Consider the following 19,958-nt stretch of genomic DNA (forward strand, 5'->3'; position numbering starts at 1 on the left):
ATCTAAACTGATATAATTGCTAATTACTCTTTATATAATACCGCAGGACGTAATGGCAAAACCCAACAAAAAAGGCCCTACTAAAACGGTTGATATTTTTTGCTCTGCTTGTAAAGCCTCTTTATTTAAATATCGAAAAGGGGGAAAAGGAGCATTAATTAAGTGCTTTAAAGAGCGTATTAGCCAAGACTTTACAACAGAGGCTTGTATTTGCCCTAACTGTAGCCGGCCATTTGCCCGAGAAGCGATTATTCGCGGTGCGCCGGCCTATAAAATAATTGGTGGCAAAGTAACCTTTAAATAAGGTATATGAAGTAATACTAAACCGCAATAATACTTAATTAAGCGAATAAGTATAAAGCCTTGTGCATGCGGACATATGGCCTTGTTAGAATTTACCATATTGATAGAATCGCCCGGTTTGCTGTTTCAATGAATGAAAAAATACCCTCCCCATGGATCGGGCCAGTTTATTGGGTTATTTAAAAATGGATAAAGGATAGTTTCGTGATAGCACTCTTATTTGACATCATAGGCATGACAGGTACTTTTTTAGTAGTTGGTTCATTTTTTTTACTGCAGCTAGGTAAAACATCTCCAGCTAGCTTAACGTATAATATGATGAATTTAACAGGGGCAATTTTACTGTTAATTAGCCTTTGTTATAACTTTAATTTAGCGAGCTTTGTAATCGAGATATTTTGGATTGCAGCGTCGTTAATTGGCTTATATAAATATGTTAAAAATAGATCAACATTAGCTACAAATTAATTGTTTTTTAATTTAATGCTAAACAGATCGCTGTAAACATAGTTGTTTACGGCGATTTTTGTTTTTAAACACTTTAAAACTGTTGTTAACAAAAAGTTTATATCTCTGCTAGAGATTAGCCGTTACACTAGCGCCCTAAAATTTTCTTGGCTATTTTTTGCGAGTTCTTCATGTTTTCTTTTTCTAAAAAAATCATTACTGTTTGTGTGTTACTCGTACTTATATTAGTTGTTACGTTTTGGCTTGGTCGTTCTCATGATGTTGAGCAAGCAACCTACCAGGCTGAGCGCCAAGTTACGCAATTAAATAACTATATTGATACTGAGCTTGCTCGTTTTTCTGCTATTCCCCAGTTACTTACCTATAACTCGTTAATGATAGACTTTGTAGATGCGCAGCCACAGCACTATAACGCTATTAATAACTACCTTGCTGATATTCAACAAGCTAGCGGTGCCTCAGATATTTTTGTTCTAAATACTCAAGGCGAAGTTATTGCCAGTAGTAATTGGCAAGCAGATTATACTTTTTTAGGTAGCAACTTTGCGTTTAGACCTTATTTCAAACGTGCATTTGCAGGCGAAAAAGTAGCGTACTTTGCATTAGGCATGCGCTCTAAAGAGCGTGGTATTTACTTTTCACAAGCAGTATATCGCGACAATAAAGCCATTGGTGTTGTTGTGTTAAAAGTGAATGTAAGTAAATTTGAGGATGACAGAGAGCTTCTAAATACTTCAAAGGGTAGTCACTTTTTTTTGCAGCTTGCAGATGAGGTAATTGCAATGTCAGATATGCAAACGTGGCGATTAAACAGCTTCACTGAACTTGATATAACTATGCGCAGAGATATTAAATCTCGTCGGGCTTATTTAGATCATCAGCCTTTGTATATTAAGCAGTTTCAATTTTCTAATGAAGGTATTAAACATTTAAAAATAGATAAAAAACTTTACGTAATGTCGCAAAGACCTTTACGATATTTTAATGCCACAATGAACGTACTCGTTGATATAACAAAAGTTAATTCAGCTCAACTGCCTCGCTTATTTTGGGTATTTATTATCTGTAGCTTAGTTATTATTATTAGTTATATTTTATTAACTCGGTTTGCGGGTTATAAAAAGCTGGTGTACTCCAGACATAGCCTTGAACTTGAAGTCCTTGAGCGCACTCAGGCTTTGGAAAAAGTACAAACGGCTTTAGTGCAGTCTGCAAAGCTTGCGACAATAGGACAGCTAAGTGCAGGAATCAACCACGAAATAAACCAGCCGCTCAGTGCTATTAATACTTATTTAGCTTCGGCAAAGCGTTTATTAGCTAAAGGAAATACTTCAGCACTTGGTGAAAGCTTAGTAGTGATTGAGGGATTAGTTAATCGAGTGCACCAAATTGTAGGTCAGTTAAAGCATTTTAGTAAACCTTCAAAAATGCAGCTCAGACCTTACCCTCTTGCAGGGCTTGTTAATAACGCATTAATGATTTCTAGCGCGCAGTTAAAGCAAGATAACGTACAAGTAGAGCCACCTCAGTTTGATGAAACAGTCGTTGTGTGGGTCGATTCGCTTAAATTTGAACAAGTACTCGTTAATTTAATTACTAATGCTAGCCAAGCTATGAATGGTGCAATTATTCGTAACTTAAGTTTTCAGCTGGAGTGTTTTGAAGAGCGAGTAAAACTGTCGATTTTAGATACTGGCTCTGGTATTGAGCAACATGCATTTGGTAATTTGTTTGAACCTTTTTATAGTACTAAATCAAGTAAAGGTTTAGGCCTTGGTTTATCTATATCAAAACAAATAATAGATTCGTTTAATGGTTGTTTGAGCGCGCACAATCGAGTTGAAGGCGGGGCTGAATTTATAATTAGCCTCTCTAACAGGCAGGAAAATAAAGATGATTGATAGCTCCCCATGTAATCACATAATAGTCATTGATGATGAAGCAATGATCAGAGACTCTTTAAAGCAATTGCTCACTCTCGAAGGATACACCGTTGAGTGCTTTAATGACGCAAGTACCGCTCTTAGCAAACTCAATAGGCGCTTTGCTGGAGTTGTGCTGAGCGATATAAATATGCCGAACATGGATGGCTTAACGCTTTTAGAGCAAATAACGGCTTTTGATAGTGAGCTCCCTGTAATATTTTTAACTGGTTACGCTGATGTATCGATAGCAGTTAAAGCGATGCAATTAGGTGCGTATGATTTATTCGAAAAACCAGTTAACGAACATCTTCTTGATTGCATAGCACGAGCGTGCGACAAACGAAGCCTTGTTATGGAGAACCGCGCATTAAAAGTGGCTGTACAGAAAACCTCAGCCCCAGGTGTACGCATACTAGGTGACACACCTAAAATGCAACACATGATGCACTTATTAAACACAATTATAGATACCCCAACCGATGTAATGATTGAAGGTGAAACTGGCACAGGTAAAGAACTTGTAGCGCGGTATCTACACGATCAGAGTAATCGCTCTAGCTGTAATTTTGTTGCTATTAATTGTGGCGCAGTACCAGAGCAGTTAATAGAAAGCGAATTGTTTGGTGCAGCAAGTGGTGCCTATACAGGGGCTACTCAAAGTCGAAAAGGTAAGTTTGAATATGCACAAGGTGGTACGGTCTTTTTAGATGAAATAGAAAGCACTCCAATGGCACTGCAAGTTAAGTTATTACGCGTATTAGAAGAGCGAAAAGTAACACCTGTAGGCGATAACAAAGCAATTGATTTAGACATCAGAATTGTTGCAGCTACAAAAGTAGACTTACTTGCGTTAGTTGAAAAGGGTGATTTTAGAGCTGATTTATACTACAGACTTAGTTTGGTTAACGTTAATATTCCGCCATTACGAGAGCGAAAAGCTGACATATTACTTTTGTTTAAACACTTTAGCTCTATTGCTGCAACTCGCTATCATAAGCCGCCGGCGGCAGTAAATTACGAAATACAACAGCGGTTAGTTGCCTATGACTGGCCTGGCAATGTGAGAGAGCTAAGAAATCAAGCAGAGCGAGCTGTATTACTTGGTGCTGAGCTTGCTTTTGCTGAAGTTAAAACACAACAATTAGGTGGCTTATCTCCCGATTTAAGCTTATCTGAAAAAGTCTCTTTTTATGAGCAGTCACTTATTGAGTACGCGCTTGAGCAAAACCACGGCAGTATTAAAAACACCATGGAAACACTGCAAATTGCCCGTAAAACACTTTACGATAAAATGAGTAAATACAATCTTAATAGAGATATGTTTACTGACTAAATGTGTGGGTTTGGTGACAAGACCCACTTTTTTATGTGCGGTAATTCACACCCTTTTATTTAAATTAAACGATTTATTTTAGTAAGCTATTGAAATAGATTGCTTTTATACACTTGGCAGTAAAGTTGCCTTATTAGCGCTACAACAAGTAGATTCTAATAATTAGGGCACACGATGACAAAAACTACACACACCTGTATTTTATTTCTATCCTATGGTTGCTTAGCTACATTTTCACACACATCTTTTGCTGCAGAGTACGCTGTATACGGTAAAGCCGAAGTACAAATTGCCAGTACTGATACGGGCATAATGCGTTATGTCGAAGAGGGTACTCAAATTGAAGCGCCATACTCGCGTATTGGTATTAAGGGCGATCATAAACTTAACGAATATTTAAGTGCAGTTTTTAAATATGAGGTACAAGTTAAAGGTTTTGAAGAAGATGATACGCAAGAGCCTTTTACTGCACGTAATACTTATTTAGGTTTAAAAGGTGCTTTTGGTGAAGTTGTTGTAGGTCGTAACGACACTCGTTTTAAATATTCTGAAGGTAAACTCGATAACTTTAACGAAACGCAGGCAGATATAGCGCAGGTTATTGCAGGTCAAGACCGCCTCGGTGACACAATAACTTACACCTCAAACTATTGGCATAATACGCAGTTTTCATTTACTTATGCGCCAAAAGATGACAATAAAGACGATAAAGCAGGTTTTGCTGCTACGCTTATTTATGGTGATCGTAATTTAAATAATACGCCATATTACTTATCGTTAAGCCATGTTGATTCACTTAATAATATTACTGCAAGCAGAATTGCCGGTGTTTATAAGTTCGAACAATTACAGTTAGGTGCGCTGTACCAGCATTCAGAATCAGTAGATGGCACAAAGTCGGGCAATGGTTACGTATTAAGTGCCAGTTATACACTTGATAAGTGGGTGCCAAAAATTCAGTTTGCAAAGGATGACTCAACACTTCGTCAAGCATCTGAGGCAACGCAATGGAGCACAGGCCTTGATTATGTATTTGATAAGCAAACTACAGCTTACCTTTTATATACCGATCTTAATTTAGAAGAACAAGACGACAGCAGTGTTGCGCTTGGCCTTAAATATAAATTTTAGGAAAAGTAATGACTCAACAAATTTTAAAAAACAATTCTCCTAAAAAACAGAGTATGCAATGGTTTTGGCTATTACTGGGCCCAAGCGTTATGTTGCTTACCTGTCTAGTAAGCCCACCTGAGGGTATGTCGGTTGCTGCATTTAAAACAGCAGGCTTAGCATTTTGGATGGCATCGTGGTGGGTAAGTGAAGTAGTGCCAATTCCAGCAACAGCTTTGCTCCCTTTGGTAATATCACCACTTGCTGATATAGAAGCCATAAAAAGTGTGGCTGCACCGTATGCACACCCGCTAATATTTTTATTTTTAGGCGGATTTTTAATCTCTATCGCTATGGAGCGATGGGGCTTACATAAACGTATAGCGCTTAGCACCATGTTATATGCGGGTAAAAAGCCAAGTTTACAAATTTTAGCAATGATGCTTGTAACTGCTTTTTTGTCGATGTGGATGTCTAATACCGCAACAGCCGTAATGATGCTACCTATTGCACTTTCAATTACCAATTTGGTTAAGCAATCAGACCCAAGTAATGAAGGGTTTGGCAAAGCATTGCTACTATCAATTGCTTATGGTGCAAGCATTGGTGGTATTGCTACTTTAATTGGTACACCGCCTAATGCATTAATGGCTGCATACCTATCTGACAGTTACCAAATTGAAATAGGCTTTGCTCAGTGGATGATTGTAGGCGTACCACTGTCTTTAAGTATGCTTATCATTAGTTGGGTTTGGCTTACCAAATTTGCGTATAAAGTAGATGCTAATGTTAAAAACGATCAAAAAATTGATACAAAAGCGGTGTTTTCAACGCAGCTAAAAAACCTAGGTATAATGCAACGTGCCGAAAAAGGCGTGTTATTTGTGTTTGTTTTAGCAGCACTGTGTTGGATATTTAGACCTATACTTGGCGACATAACAGGGCTTAAAATTTCTGATACGGGTATTGCGATTGCCGCCGCATTATTACTATTTGTTTTGCCTGCAAACAAAGGCAGTGACGAACGTATTCTTGATTGGGAAAGCGCAGCTAAAGTGCCGTGGGGCGTTTTATTATTATTTGGTGGCGGGCTTACACTTGCATCTCAAATTAAGTCATCAGGGCTTGCTGAATTTATTGCTCACCTAATTGAAGGCGCTAGTGCCATTCCACTTGTTATGAGTGTACTTGTTGTAGTGGCATTAATTACATTTTTAACTGAGATCACTAGCAATACAGCGACTGCAGCTGGCTTTCTTCCTTTGTTAGGACCCGTCGCAGAGTCTATAACAGGTTCGCCTTTGGTTTGGGTTATTCCTGCAGCTATAGCGTGTAGTTGTGCGTTTATGATGCCGGTAGCGACACCACCAAACGCTATTGTGTTTGGCTCAGGGCAAATACAAATGCGCGACATGATAAGAGCCGGCTTTGTGCTAAATATTGTCGCCATTGTATTAATTACGCTAGTGACAATGACTATCGCAGCGCAAGTATTTGGCTTTTAAAGCTATACTAAATTAGTTCCAACCAGTAGCTTTGTTTATATTTACAGTTTTAAACAAAGCTACTCTTTATACTTATTTATATTGCTCAAGAAGCTCTTTTTTAGATAATTAGTGTTATTGCTCGAAAAACAGAACAAGGTTATAGTCTGCGGTAACTTTAAAAATTGAGTAATCTATTTTGAGCACCGACACATCACAGGCAATGCCTTTAATTCCCCAATTTGATGAATTGCAAAAAAGCTTTCTCGAAACACCTTACTTGCCAATTGATAAACGTCTCGTTTTATTAAAAAAACTCCGTGTACGTATTGTTGAACTTGAGCAAGAGCTAGTGGATGCTGCTTCAAAAGACTTTGGTTACAGAACCGCTTTCGATACTCTACTTGGCGATATATTGCCTACGGTTCAAACACTCGCGCACATTATCAAAAAGCTACCAAAATGGGCAAAGCCAAGTAATCGCTCTGTAGGTTTAAGTTTGTGGCCTTCAAAAGTAAGTGTTAATTACCAACCTAAAGGTGTGGTTGGTATTATTGCACCGTGGAATTACCCCATTCAGTTAGCGTTAGTACCTGTGCTTACCGCCATAGCTGCTGGTAATAGAGTTATGCTCAAATTAAGCGAGTTTACACCTCACACAAACGTCGTTATCGAAAAAATATTTAAAGACGACATGCAAGCGCATTGCAAAATAATACAAGGCGGTAGCGACGTAGCCGCGCAGTTTTCATCACTGCCATTTGCTCATTTATTATTTACGGGGTCATCGGCCGTTGGTAAATTAGTAATGGCGTCAGCGAGTCGTAATTTAACACCAGTAACGCTCGAACTCGGTGGTAAATCGCCAGTTATTATTACGCAAAATGCCGATATTAAAAAAGCGGCGCAAGCTTTACTGTTTGGAAAAATGGCCAACGCAGGGCAAATATGCGTTGCTCCCGACTACGTATTTGTACCTAAAGAGCTTGAGCATCAGTTGGTTCAGCAATTATGCGAGCTTTATAAAAAGCACTTTAAAGACGGTGTTGAAGGTAAAAACTTAACTTCTATTATTAGCGATGCACACTATAAACGTTTAGCAACCTATTTAGAGCAAGCACAAGAGCTTGGCGCAAACATTATTAAGCCACTTGAGCAAAACCAGCAAGATGAGCAAAAACATCGTATGGGGCTGCACTTAGTGACTCAAGTTACTGACGAAATGCAGCTTATGCAAGATGAGTTATTTGGCCCAATACTACCAATAATGAGCTATGACAAGCTCGACAGCGCAATTGACTATATTAAAGCCCATCACCACCCGTTAGCGCTTTATATTTTAGGGCAAGATAAGCACGCTCAAGAATACATTATGAAGCAAACAATCAGTGGCACTGTAGCGATAAACGATACGTTAGTGCAAGTAACTGCTGACGATGCCCCTTTTGGTGGTGTAGGGCATTCAGGAATGGGGCATTATCATGGCATAGAAGGGTTTTTAACGTTTAGCCATGCTAAAAATACGTTAGTATCGGGCTCGTTTAATCCTCGTATTGTTATGCTGCTAAAACAAAGCAAACTTCTTATTAAGCTACTAAAGTGGCTTTACATAAAATAAGAGTATGTTGATTTTGTAAAGTTGAATAGATTTTGAACTTGCTAAATCAAGATATTAAAAAGGCTGAATTACGTTATGTAATTCAGCCTTTTTAAATTAGTTTCAAACTAAGGTCTTAAACTCTTAAACTTTAAAATAAGACTTTAAAATAAGCGACCTTCGCCAGCATAAGTACCCACTTGTATTTTTGCATAAATAGCATCGGCTTTTTCTTTAGCTTCTTCAATTTCTTTAGGCAGCATTTTACGCTCATCAAGTTTGCGGCTATGACTCGCTTGCATATTGCCGTTGTACTCAGCGATAGTATTCCAAATGTATGACTTTTCTAAATCTTTTGGCATACCTAGCCCTTCAAAATACATGAGGGCTAAATTGAATTGTGCTAAAGAGTAATTGTTTGCAGCTGCTTTTTCGTACCAGTTGCGTGCCGCTTCATAATCTCGTGTAACGCCCACGCCATTGGAATACATTACACCTAAATTAAACTGAGCCGCAGGCAGGTTTTTATTGGCTGCTTTTTCAAATAAGGTAACAGCCATTTGGTGATCAAGCTTTACGCCTTTACCTTCGTCGTATAAAACAGCTAACGCAAACATTGAATCCGGATGGTTCTTTTTAACGCCTTGTTGATAAAGCGCAGCTGCTTTGCGGTAATCGCGTGTTACACCGTATCCACCTTCGTATAATTTAGCTAGTTCGTAAATTCCTGGCGCAAAACCTTTATCGGCAAGGTATTGAAATTCTTTTAGGGCGACTGCAAATTCACCTTCGTTAGCTGCTCTTATGCCATCTTCTAATGTTGCATGAGCGAAAGGGCTGGCAAGTAAAACGCCAGCAAGAACGAGTGCTTTCAAATTAAACTGTGACATATTAATGTCTCCAATTAGTAATAGTTACGATAGGTTTTAGGGCCAGTATATCTTGCCGCGATTAAATAGCGTCTAAATAGAACAAGTTTTAATCCCGAAAGGTAAACAGACTTTAGTTAAATGCTAAATTATTAAATTTTTGCACTATTTGGGCATTTCAAACGTTTAATACTCAATGCATTTAAGTAGAGACTAAATCGGTTATTATAAATAGATGCAAAAAAGGGTGCCTACTGTTATGTTTTACGCCAGCTTTAGCGTAAACGCAAGGCGATACCTTATCAGATCGTGCGTATAAAATGTAAATAACAGCGCGGTGGACTTTTAAGGTAAGTAAACGAGTTTAAGAAGTGTAAGATACAGATTTTATAGAAAATTTAAAGAAATAAAAAAAGCCCGTTAGGGCTTTTTTGAGTCATATTAACCGTCACTAATATGAGCAATGTAGCAAGTAAATGTGATATTTGATGTTATTACTTGGGTCGAGTAAGTAATAACACGAAGCGGCACGCTCTTCTTTTAATGTGTCAGCATCCTTGCTGAATATTCTTCCGTAGGCACTGAGGTCGTTACACTGTGTTTGTGCGAACGATTATCAGTTAGATCTAAGTGCAAGTCAATACTTAAATGATAATTATTATCAAATGAGTTTTGAGCTTCGCTACAATATAAATAATAGAGAAAGTTATGCTTAATAATTTCAAAGCAAAAAAACTAAAACAGATATGCCTTGCTGTAAGTATGCTGTTTTTATGTAGTTGTTCGGCATCTTTTACTTACAATAATTTGAGTTGGCTTTCATCGTTTTGGGTTGACGATTATGTTGATTTAAATAAAAAGCAAAATACACAGCTAAAAAACATAATTACAACAACACAAAATTGGCACCGAACTACCCAGTTACCCGCCTACAGACAAGACATACGAAATATAAAAGTATTGTTTAACCAAACATTGGAGGCTAAACAATTAAAAACACAGGTTGTGCTTGCAAAACAACATTGGCAGAACCTACTTGGATACGCAAAGCTGCCTTTAGCTGAGCTTGGGGCAACCTTATCAAGTGAGCAAAGAGGTGAGCTTTTAAACAATATCCAAATAAAAATTAACGACGAACGCGAAGAGTTTAACGAACAAACCCCGCTTGAGCGAAAAAGTGAGCGTTTAGAAGAGCAATTTGAATACTACGAGCAGTGGATAGGCAAGCTTAATAAACAACAAAAAGCGCTGATTAAATCGACTAATGAGCAACATCAAGACTCAGCAGCGCTGTGGTTAGAGTACAAGCAAAACCGTTTGAATGCAGCCAAACAGGTATTTACAAATGCTGAAATTACAAAAAAAGAATTTATAAATCAGTTAAGTACGGTTATTGAAGAGCGCGAACTTTATATGAGCAACGCGCTATTGAAAAGCAATGAAGTAAACTCAAATTTATATATAAATTTACTCTACAAATTAAACCTAACTCTAAATGATAAACAACGCCAAAGTGTTAATGATCAATTTGATGAGTTAATTGAGACCTTAAACGATATAATAGAAAACTAAATTGTGCGTGAATTATTAAGTTTTAAATTAGCTGTTTAGGCTGGTTTGTTTTTAAACGCAAAAAATGCTTTTTAAAGGGCAATATATGGTTACAGATTTGAAAAGTATCTTAAACACTTGGTATCTCAATAGGGACAACCAAGAATGGGTTTTAGCTACTTTGTACAAAATTGAAGGCTCTAGCTACAGAAAACTAGGGGCTATGATGCTTATTTCGAGCCTAGGCGAGCGCTTGGGCATGCTTTCAGGAGGCTGTTTAGAAGCTGACATACAGCGCCACGCTAAACAAGTAATGAGTACTTTAACCAGTAAAACCATTAGTTATGATGCCACCGATGAAGACGATTTAACATTTCAACTTGGCATTGGTTGTGGGGGCATAGTACACATTTTACTGCAGCCCATTCACAAAGCTAATGACTATTTACAGTTAGAGCTTGTATCTAAAGCACTTAATGAGAATAAACCAGGGCGATACCTTCAACAAGTAAGCCCCATTTTGCCAGCCGGTAGTGGTGTATTTACGCAAAATGATGAGTTACATGGTTTATCAATGAACCGCAAAGCGCAATTGGTAGAATTACAAGGCGCTACGTGCTTGCAAACTTCTATTTATCCGCCGCCTCATTTATTAATAGTGGGTGGTGGGGCCGATGCAGTTCCGGTTTATACATTTGCCAAACAACTTGGTTGGAGTGTAACTGTATGGGATACACGTGCTGCCAATGCAAAAAGGCAATATTTTAAAAATGCTGATGCTATTTTGCGCATCACACCGAGTGAGTTAAAAGAATATTGCATAACTAATAAAGTAGATGCTGCTATTTTAATGGCTCACAGCGTTGATCTCGACGCGAATACGTTGGCTCAATTTAAAGATGTTCCTTTTAAATACATAGGGTTATTGGGTCCTAAGCACAGACGTGAACAAGTTTTAGAGCACGCAAATACGCGTGTTTCACAAATAAAGTCTCCTGTTTTTGGGCCTGTCGGTTTAAATTTAGGCGGCGACTCGCCAGAGAGTATTGCACTATCGCTGATCAGTGAAATACATGCAGTGCTGTGTGACAAAAACGCCCAATCGCTAAGCCATTGGGGGCAAGAGGCGTGCTAATTGCAAAAGTTGTTTTAGCCGCAGGTCAATCATCTCGCTTTAACGGCTGTAAATTAACGGCTGATATCGGGTTTGGCAAAACAATGATTGAGCATGCAGTAAATACACTTCAAGCACTTGATGACACGCCGGTGTATGTAGTTACCGGGGCATGGCATAAAGAAGTATCACAAGCACTGGCAGGTTATAAAAACATAGAGCTCATTGAGAACAAGCAATGGAGCCAAGGTTTAGGTAATTCAATCGCGATAGCTTCTCAAACAGTGTTTAAAAATAAGTCCTTTGATGGGGTTTTATTTATGCTCGCGGATCAGGTTGAGCTAAAAGTAGCGCACTTAAGTGAGCTAGTTACTGGTTTTACACGTAACCCATCGCGCTGGTGCGCAAACTATGGTGAGCGTTTAGGCGTACCCGCTATATTCCCAGCAGTTGATTTATCTCAGCTTACAAGCTTAACTTCAGATAGAGGTGCACAGCAATTACTGCGCTCCAGCAGTGAGGTCGTCAATACAATTAGTTTACATAGTGCGAGTTTAGACATAGATACTCAAAAGCAGCTAAGTAATTTTATAGCTAAAAATGAGTGAAAAAGTATTAGTAGGGCAAAATAAGTTTTAGCTGCGCTAACGCTTTAGTGCAGTGGTTATGGTATTTAGCTGTTAATGTAGCTGATGCGGTAACTATATGTGTTATGGATTAGTAGTTACAACAATCTTAACTGTTATAACCTGCGTTTAGATTAAATAATTTAAACACGGGTTATAAAGCTTAATCAAGGGGCAAGCTATGGTGACGTTTACAATTAATGGCAAGGTGGTTGAATCACACGCAAGTGAAGATACACCATTGTTATGGGTTATTCGTGATGAAATTGGATTAAAAGGTACGAAGTTTGGTTGCGGTATTGCAATGTGTGGTGCGTGTACGGTGCATTTAGATGGGCAAGCAACTCGCTCATGTGTTTTACCAATTGGCGCAATTGCAGGAAAAAACATTACCACAATTGAAGGGCTTAATAACGAACACCCACTTCAAAAAGCATGGGTTGAAGAGCAAGTACCACAGTGCGGTTACTGTCAGTCAGGGCAAATAATGCAAGCTGCTACATTACTAGCAGCTAACCCAAGTCCTTCAGATGAAGAAATAGTAAGCCATATGAATGGTAACTATTGTCGCTGTATGGCTTATAAACGTATTAAAACTGCTATTCAACGCGCTGCAGATGAGTCACAAAGTGTAGTAAATATATTTGATCCAAATGCACAAGACGCTTAACTGGAGCCGATAATGAAAAAATTATTTCAAAAAAATAGCGAAACCGTTAATTTAAATCGTCGCTCGTTTATGATTGGCACTGCTAGCGCAGGTTTAGTCATGGCGTTTGCCCCTGCGTTATTTTCGGGTTCGCTCAGTGCAAAAGAATCAATTGCGCAACAGGCTTTCTCACCCACTATTTGGTGGACTATGAGCACCGACGGCGCCGTAGAAGTAAGTATTGCAAAAGCTGAAATGGGTCAACATATTGGTACTGCTCTTGCGCGGATTGTGGCTGATGAGCTTGAATGTGATTGGGATAAAGTATCAATTACCTACGTAGATACCCATGAAAAATGGGGCTTTATGGTAACGGGTGGTTCGTGGTCTGTATTTCAAAGCTTTAAGCCATTATCTCAAGCTGGCGCTGCGGGTCGAATTGCATTAATAGAAGCCGGAGCTAAAATGCTCGGCGTGCCTGCAGACAAATGTCGTGCTGAAAAGGGCTATATTATTTCAGGCGAAAAATCGGTTAGTTACGCAGATATAGTTAAAAAAGGCGAGTTTAATCGTACATTTACCAGTGATGAAGTTGCAAACCTTCCACTAAAACCGGCTAATAAACGTCATTTAACAGGGCTTAAACAAGACTTTAAAGCGCTTGATATACCAGCCAAAACAAATGGTACAGCAGTATATGGGATAGATGTAGAAGTTGAAGGCATGCTGTACGCGCGTCCAGTTATTCCACCAACCCGTTATGGCAGTACAGTAACAAACGTTGACGATAGTGCAGCAAAAGCTATTAAAGGTTACAAAGGCTATGAAATTTTAAATGACCCTAGTAACACAGTGCAAGGCTGGGTTGTTGTATTAGCTGATAGTTACCCAAGTGCCATTAAAGCAGTAGATGCTTTGAAGGTGAGTTACAAAAAGGGTGAGTCAGCAAATATATCTGAAGCTGATATTCAAAAAGAAGGTAAGCGATTATGCGAGCAACGCGACTCGGGTACTTTATTTGTTGATCAAGGCGATATAAAGAAAACTCAAGCAGACGCCAGTGAGTCGTTAGAATCAATGTATACCACAGCGACAGCAAGTCATTATCAGCTAGAGCCATTAAATGCGGTTGCAGAATTTAAAGACGGAAATTGGATTATTCATACAGGTAACCAGTGGCAGTCACTTACGTTACCAGCGCTTGCTAAAGCACTCGATATAGAACAAAACAAAGTAATTATTCGTCCTTATTATTTAGGTGGTGGTTTTGGTCGTCGATTATTTGGTGACTGGACTGTACCTGCAGCTCTAACTGCAAAAGCAGTAGGTAAACCAGTAAAGCTGGTATTTACACGAGCAGACGATAGTTTATTCGATCAGTCTCGTTCTGCATCTGCTGCAAAAATGACGGCGTCGTTTGATAAAAACGGTACTTTTACTGGTTTAGAGCATGCATTTGCTGCAGGTTGGCCTACTAAAGCTATGGCACCAGGGTTTTTATCACCGGGTGTTGATGGCAAAGGTAAATTTGATGCATTTTCGGCATCGGGCGCTGATCATTGGTATAGCATGAGCAGTCATCGTGCACGCGCTATTAATAACGAAGTTGCACAAAGCACCTTTACTCCAGGTTGGTTGCGTTCAGTAGGGCCAGGTTGGATTGCTTGGAGCCTTGAGTCGTTTATTGATGAAATTGCCCATAAGCAAGGCAAAGATCCAGTTCAATTTAGAATTGAAATGTTAGACGGTAAAGGCAAGCAAGCGGGTAAAGCACCTGAGAGCGTTGGCGGAGCACTGCGCTTACGTAATGTGCTTAAAACGGTGTCTGACAAAGTAGCTTCTGTTAAATTAGCTAAAGATGAGGGCATTGGTTTTTCTGTAAGCTCAGGGCAAGAACGTACTATGCCAGCATGGCTTGCAACCGCAGCGCATGTTCATGTTAACCGTGATAGTGGTAAAATAACGCTTAAAAAGCTTTATGTTGTTGTAGATGCTGGCTTAATAGTTCACCCAGATGGCGCACTGGCGCAAATTGAAGGGTCGTTACTATGGGGCAGCAGCCTTGCATTGCATGAGTCAAATACGTATAAAGATGGGCAAGTATCAGCGACTAACTTTAATACTTATTTACCGCTAAGAATGCAAGATGTGCCAGATATTGACATTGAATTTTTACAAAGCGATGAGTTTCCAGTTGGTTTAGGCGAACCTGGCGTTATAGGGGTTGCTCCTGCTATTGGTAATGCTGTGTTTAATGCAGTAGGCGTGCGTTTACGTGACCTACCAATGAAGCCAAGCGAACTTAAAAAAGGCTTAGAAGCGTAAAAAAAAATAACTAAAGGGGTATGCTTTATGCTGCTCCTTTAAGTTATCAAATATATTTATGTAATTATTATTTATGTATCAATAAGTAGCGTTGTTTATACTAATTCGCTTAATTAAATGATTAAGTATTATTGCAAATTGGTATTAGGTTGTTATTACTTGTTGATATTAGTTAAGGTTTATTTATGCTAATCGACCCAACAGGGCGAGAGTTTAGTTACTTACGTTTGTCTATTACTGATGTATGTAATTTTAAGTGTGTTTATTGTTTACCAGATGGTTATCAGGGCGGGCCAGACCGTGGCTTTCTCACAATTGATGAAATTAGCAACACGCTTAAAGCGTTTGCACACCATGGTATCGAAAAAGTAAGGATCACTGGCGGAGAGCCAACCCTTCGTAAAGATTTTATAGATGTTGTTCGCGCGGCAAAAGATGTCGCGGGCATAAAAAAAATTGCAATGACTACCAATGGTTTTTCTCTTCATAAGAATATTCATGACTGGGTAGATGCAGGCTTAAACGCCATTAATGTAAGCATTGATAGTTTAGATTCGCGCATGTTTAACACCATTACTGGGCATGACAAATTTACCTCAGTAATGAAAGGTATTGATACTGCGCTTGAAACGGGTATTGATTCGGTAAAAATAAATAGCGTGTTGATGAAGCAATACAACGCAAAAGAGTTTGATACATTTTTAAATTGGGTTAAACACCGTCCCGTTACCATCCGCTTTATAGAATTGATGCAAACAAACGACAACAAAGCCTTTTTTGATGCTAACCATGTTTCTGGGCAAGTTTTAAAAACTCAGTTATTACAAACGGGTTGGCAGCAAGTTGCGCGTAGTGCATCAGCAGGTCCTGCTCAAGAGTTTGCTCATCCTGATTATCAAGGCAGAATTGGTTTGATCATGCCTTACAGCAACGACTTTTGTAGTACCTGTAACCGATTAAGGGTTACAGCAAAAGGGAATCTGCACTTGTGTTTGTTTTCTGAAGAGGGTATTTCGCTAAGAGAATATATGAACAACAGTTCAAACAGTGAATTAATGGCATTGTTATCTCGTTATATTAAAACCAAAAAGCCAACTCACCTTTTACACCAGGGTAATACAGGTATTACTACTAATTTATCCATGTTAGGTGGCTAGTTGTTAAAGCCACTTAGTGATATTAAAGTATCAAACGTGTTTCTAAAATACACTACATTATCCCTAAAATGTAAATAACTGGTTGTATCTACGTGGTTTTATATGAACAAAGCTTGTTAAATTGTATTTTCACGTTAAACTTACTTTTTATTTTTATTAAGTGATTAGAATGGATATAGCGGCCCTTAATAGCACTAAATCATTAAGAAAGGACGTCCTGAGAGGGATGTGTCTTTGTTTTGGTTTTTTATCGCTAGTATTTGCGAGTGTTAATTTGACCGTAAATAATTTTCCATTGCTAGGCTATATCGAAATCTGTTTTTCTATTTATTGTATATTTACTTATATTTCACTTAAACGCCGTCCACTACAGTTTTGGCAATCCTTAATAATGTGTGCACTGGTAACGTTAATTATTATTATAGGTACATCCTTAGCAACGCCTAGTAATGGTGTGTTTATATGGTCGTTTGCATTACCTATTTTGTACTACCTGTTACTAGGTAAACAATATGGTGTAATTTTCTCTGCAAATTTATTAGTTATCCAAGTGTTTATTTTAGGGAGTAAGTCTACTCATGCCCCCTTTGAAACTTTTAACTTATCCCTTAATTTAATCTGTGCTTATTTTAGTATTTGGGCGATTTCTCATGTTTTTGAAGGAAGCCGCTCGCATTTTTCAAAGCGCCTTAAAAATTTAGCGTTACTTGATCCATTAACGGGTGCAGGTAACCGCCTTTCAATGAACCACTACTTTGAAGTAGAACTAAAAGATAAGTCGCAGTTATATTTGTTTTTACTCGATTTAGACTTTTTTAAACAGGTAAATGATGAGCATGGCCATGGTGTCGGTGACCAAGTACTTATCGAAGTGGCCACTTTACTAAGAGTTGTGCTTGGTAGAGGGTATGTATTTAGAGTAGGCGGTGAAGAGTTTGCTTTATTTAGCTCTTTTGCAAATGAAGAGGCTGCACTTAATACCGCTGAACAAATAAGAGCACGTTTTGAAAATACCACATTTGACATTGACGGCCTTGCAATTAATGTTACAACCAGTATTGGTGTTGCAAAATTTAAAAGTACTAATTCATTGGAAAGCTTTGTAAACGAAGCAGATAAACAGTTATATAAAGCAAAACAATTTGGCCGCAATAAAGTGTATTGTAAGTTTAAAAAAGAACACGACGATGAGACGGTAGTTGCTTAAGCAGGGTTACTTAATACATTTGCTCAAAATTGGGGATCCCGCTTTCCCAAATCGGTTTATCTTTTCCTAAATGCTCGCGCACAGCATCAAAAAACAACCGGGTCCTCACTGGTAAATCTCGATGCGGATATACGGCATACATCGCACTAAACTCCATCAGTTTTACATCGGTCAATAAAGGCACTAGCTTACCTTGTATTATTTCATCACCAATAATAAATGCAGGGGCGACAAAGTAAGTTGTGCCCGATAATGTTTTCATTAACAATGACTCGGCATCATTAGCACGAAACACACTTTTTATTTTTTGCTCGCAGCGTTCACCCTTACTATCGTAGTAATCTATGGTTTCTACTCGAATAGAATTACTGGCATAGCTTGCTGCTGGTAATTGCGCTAACTCTTCGATTGTTTTTGGCATACCGTAAGTTTCAATAAACTGCGGTGCAGCTAAAATTAATAATCGGTTACGCGCTATTTTACGTGCAATAAGTGACGAATCTTTAGGCTCACCTACACGAAAAGCCAAATCAAATCCTTCAGAGACTATATCCACTAATCTATCGTCTAAACGCAGTTCAACCTCTACTTGAGGAAAGCGTTTTTGGAAATCATTGAGTACAGGTTGTAAATAACGACGACCAATAAGTGTTGATGAAGTGATTTTTAATACGCCACGCGGTTCTAAATGGTAGTTTTCAGCCATGCGCACGGTTTCGCCGAGCAGCTCTCTAAGCTCAGCGGCTTTTTTGATCATTTCGGCACCCGCCGCTGTGAGCGAAAATGAACGCGTGGTTCGGTTAAGTAACCTAACGCCTAACTCATCCTCTAAACGGCTAATTTGTTTAGATATAACAGAGCGATCTATGTTGCGGATTTCTGCAGCTTTTGCAAAAGAGCCTTGCTCAACCACTTCAAGTAACATTAAAAGTCGACTTGTTGTATCCATTATTACACCTTAACTAATCTATTGATGCCATTTTGGCATTAATGAATTTAAAAATCTATGGTTTTTACACACGGGTTTAATCCGTATTATGCGAGGCTAATCAACAATGGAGCGTCTTCATGAACAAACATCTAATTGCTGCTGCACTTACTGCGGCATCTTTAACACTTGCGGGTTGTGCTGATGAGAGCACAGCTCAATCAGCACCTGCACAGCAACTTCAACCAATTGATGTAGCACAGGTGCTTGTTAAGCCGGTACAAAGCTGGCACACATATACAACTCGTTTAGAGTCTCCACAAGAAGTTGCTTTAATGCCGCGTGTATCGGGAATCATCGATAGCATTGAATTTAAAGAAGGTGACGTGGTTAAAGAAGGCGATGTTTTATTTCAATTAGATGCTCGCCCATTTGCTGCTGTGGTTGCTAGCTTAAAAGCGCAAATCAACAGTGCAGAAGCTGCCTTAGAGCAAGCTAAAAGTGAAGACAAACGTGCGGTACGCTTATTAGACCGTAAGGCAATCTCAACTGAGCAAGCACAAGCGCGTACTTCAACACTACGCCAACGCGAAGCACAGCTTTCTGCACTTCAAGCACAACTTACTTCAGCAGAGCTTGATTTAGAGTTTACGTCAGTAGTATCACCAATTGATGGCATTATTTCTCGCGCAAATATTACTAAAGGTAATAACATACTTGCGGGTCAAAGCGTATTAACGTCAATTGTTTCAAACCAAGCTATGTACGCTTATTTTGATGTTGATGAACGCACATGGAATAGCTCTTTTAATGATGTTACTGCTGCGAGCCATCAAACTGTTGTAATGCAAAAAGTGGGTCAAAGCGATTTTGCATACAAAGGCTACATTAACTTTATTGATAACCAAATTAATTCATCAACGGGCACATTACGTGTACGTGCAGTATTTAATGAAGACAGCAACCAATTACGCGCAGGCTCGTTTGCACGTATTAAGCTTGCAGCCAACTCTATTAGCGACGCGATTATTATCCCAGAACGTGCAATTGGTACCGACTTAAAAAATCGTTTTGTATTAACGGTTGGCGAAAACAACGTACTTGAATACAAACTTATCACTACAGGTGAGCGTTACGGTGCCTTACGTGCGGTTACATCGGGCCTTAACGAAGGTGATGTTATTGCTGTAAATGGCCCAGCTCGCGTAGGCCCTGGTATGCCAATCTCTCCGCAAACAGTAACAATTGATACAAGTGGTGTGGCATTTACATTGTTAAATGACAACGCACAACTTGTGGCTAAGCAATAAGG

The 19,958-nt window shown here is 38.9% G+C and carries 17 protein-coding genes; 15 read left to right on the plus strand and 2 right to left on the minus strand.

All coding sequences use genetic code 11. The annotated features are described in order from the left end of the window. The first annotated feature begins 52 nt into the window (after positions 1-52). The 7 genes from PARC_RS19740 (at position 53) to PARC_RS19770 (ending at position 8,241) form a co-directional block, all read left to right on the plus strand. Positions 53-304, plus strand: a complete 252-nt coding sequence (locus PARC_RS19740; protein WP_010553938.1) for a hypothetical protein — start codon at positions 53-55, stop codon at positions 302-304. 203 nt (positions 305-507) lie between these two features. Further along, a complete protein-coding gene (locus PARC_RS19745; RefSeq protein WP_010553937.1) occupies positions 508-771 on the plus strand; it encodes a CBU_0592 family membrane protein in 264 nt (87 codons plus the stop codon). A gap of 170 nt (positions 772-941) precedes the next feature. Beyond that, a complete protein-coding gene (locus PARC_RS19750; protein ID WP_010553936.1) occupies positions 942-2,672 on the plus strand; it encodes a sensor histidine kinase in 1,731 nt (576 codons plus the stop codon). Beyond that, positions 2,665-4,029, plus strand: a complete 1,365-nt coding sequence (locus tag PARC_RS19755) for a sigma-54-dependent transcriptional regulator (RefSeq protein WP_010553935.1) — start codon at positions 2,665-2,667, stop codon at positions 4,027-4,029. Before PARC_RS19750 ends, PARC_RS19755 begins: the two co-directional genes overlap by 8 nt. A 174-nt stretch (positions 4,030-4,203) precedes the next feature. After that, positions 4,204-5,160 (plus strand): porin, encoded by a 957-nt coding sequence (locus PARC_RS19760; protein WP_010553934.1) that lies wholly within the window; start codon positions 4,204-4,206, stop codon positions 5,158-5,160. Positions 5,161-5,168: 8 nt separating this feature from the next. Further along, positions 5,169-6,644, plus strand: a complete 1,476-nt coding sequence (locus PARC_RS19765) for an SLC13 family permease (protein WP_010553933.1) — start codon at positions 5,169-5,171, stop codon at positions 6,642-6,644. 178 nt (positions 6,645-6,822) lie between these two features. After that, the gene (locus PARC_RS19770; RefSeq protein ID WP_010553932.1) at positions 6,823-8,241 is read left to right on the plus strand and encodes a coniferyl aldehyde dehydrogenase; all 1,419 of its coding nucleotides are present in this window, start codon (positions 6,823-6,825) and stop codon (positions 8,239-8,241) included. Positions 8,242-8,384: 143 nt separating this feature from the next. Here the strand turns inward: PARC_RS19770 and PARC_RS19775 are convergent, their stop codons facing one another. Beyond that, positions 8,385-9,110 (minus strand): tetratricopeptide repeat protein, encoded by a 726-nt coding sequence (locus PARC_RS19775; RefSeq protein ID WP_007582012.1) that lies wholly within the window; start codon positions 9,108-9,110, stop codon positions 8,385-8,387. Between the two features lie 687 nt (positions 9,111-9,797). Here PARC_RS19775 and PARC_RS19780 point away from each other — a divergent pair. The 7 genes from PARC_RS19780 to PARC_RS19810 all read left to right on the plus strand — a co-directional run bounded on the left by PARC_RS19780 (position 9,798) and on the right by PARC_RS19810 (position 17,718). Further along, positions 9,798-10,661 carry a DUF6279 family lipoprotein gene (locus PARC_RS19780; protein WP_010553931.1) on the plus strand — a complete coding sequence of 288 codons (864 nt, stop codon included), beginning with the start codon at positions 9,798-9,800 and terminating at the stop codon, positions 10,659-10,661. An 85-nt stretch (positions 10,662-10,746) separates the two neighbouring features. After that, on the plus strand, positions 10,747-11,775 hold the full coding sequence (locus PARC_RS19785) for an XdhC family protein (RefSeq protein WP_010553930.1): 1,029 nt from the start codon (positions 10,747-10,749) through the stop codon (positions 11,773-11,775). Beyond that, the gene (locus tag PARC_RS19790; protein WP_010553929.1) at positions 11,769-12,362 is read left to right on the plus strand and encodes a nucleotidyltransferase family protein; all 594 of its coding nucleotides are present in this window, start codon (positions 11,769-11,771) and stop codon (positions 12,360-12,362) included. The genes PARC_RS19785 and PARC_RS19790 overlap by 7 nt, the downstream gene beginning before the upstream one ends. A 199-nt stretch (positions 12,363-12,561) precedes the next feature. Next, the gene (locus PARC_RS19795) at positions 12,562-13,050 is read left to right on the plus strand and encodes a (2Fe-2S)-binding protein (RefSeq protein WP_007582016.1); all 489 of its coding nucleotides are present in this window, start codon (positions 12,562-12,564) and stop codon (positions 13,048-13,050) included. 12 nt (positions 13,051-13,062) lie between these two features. After that, a complete protein-coding gene (locus PARC_RS19800; RefSeq protein ID WP_010553928.1) occupies positions 13,063-15,354 on the plus strand; it encodes a xanthine dehydrogenase family protein molybdopterin-binding subunit in 2,292 nt (763 codons plus the stop codon). Between the two features lie 185 nt (positions 15,355-15,539). Then, on the plus strand, positions 15,540-16,511 hold the full coding sequence (moaA, locus tag PARC_RS19805) for a GTP 3',8-cyclase MoaA (protein WP_010553927.1): 972 nt from the start codon (positions 15,540-15,542) through the stop codon (positions 16,509-16,511). A gap of 169 nt (positions 16,512-16,680) precedes the next feature. Then, complete coding sequence (locus PARC_RS19810) at positions 16,681-17,718, plus strand: GGDEF domain-containing protein (RefSeq protein ID WP_033013061.1); 1,038 nt, start codon at positions 16,681-16,683, stop codon at positions 17,716-17,718. A 10-nt stretch (positions 17,719-17,728) separates the two neighbouring features. Here PARC_RS19810 and PARC_RS19815 read toward each other — a convergent pair whose 3' ends face one another. Next, positions 17,729-18,667, minus strand: coding sequence for a LysR family transcriptional regulator (locus PARC_RS19815; protein WP_010553925.1), 939 nt, complete (start codon positions 18,665-18,667; stop codon positions 17,729-17,731). A gap of 119 nt (positions 18,668-18,786) precedes the next feature. Between PARC_RS19815 and PARC_RS19820 the strand changes: the two genes are divergently transcribed. Further along, on the plus strand, positions 18,787-19,956 hold the full coding sequence (locus tag PARC_RS19820; protein WP_010553924.1) for an efflux RND transporter periplasmic adaptor subunit: 1,170 nt from the start codon (positions 18,787-18,789) through the stop codon (positions 19,954-19,956). Positions 19,957-19,958: the final 2 nt, after the last annotated feature.

The sequence above is a fragment of the Pseudoalteromonas arctica A 37-1-2 genome (genome assembly GCF_000238395.3).
GTDB lineage: Bacteria > Pseudomonadota > Gammaproteobacteria > Enterobacterales > Alteromonadaceae > Pseudoalteromonas > Pseudoalteromonas arctica.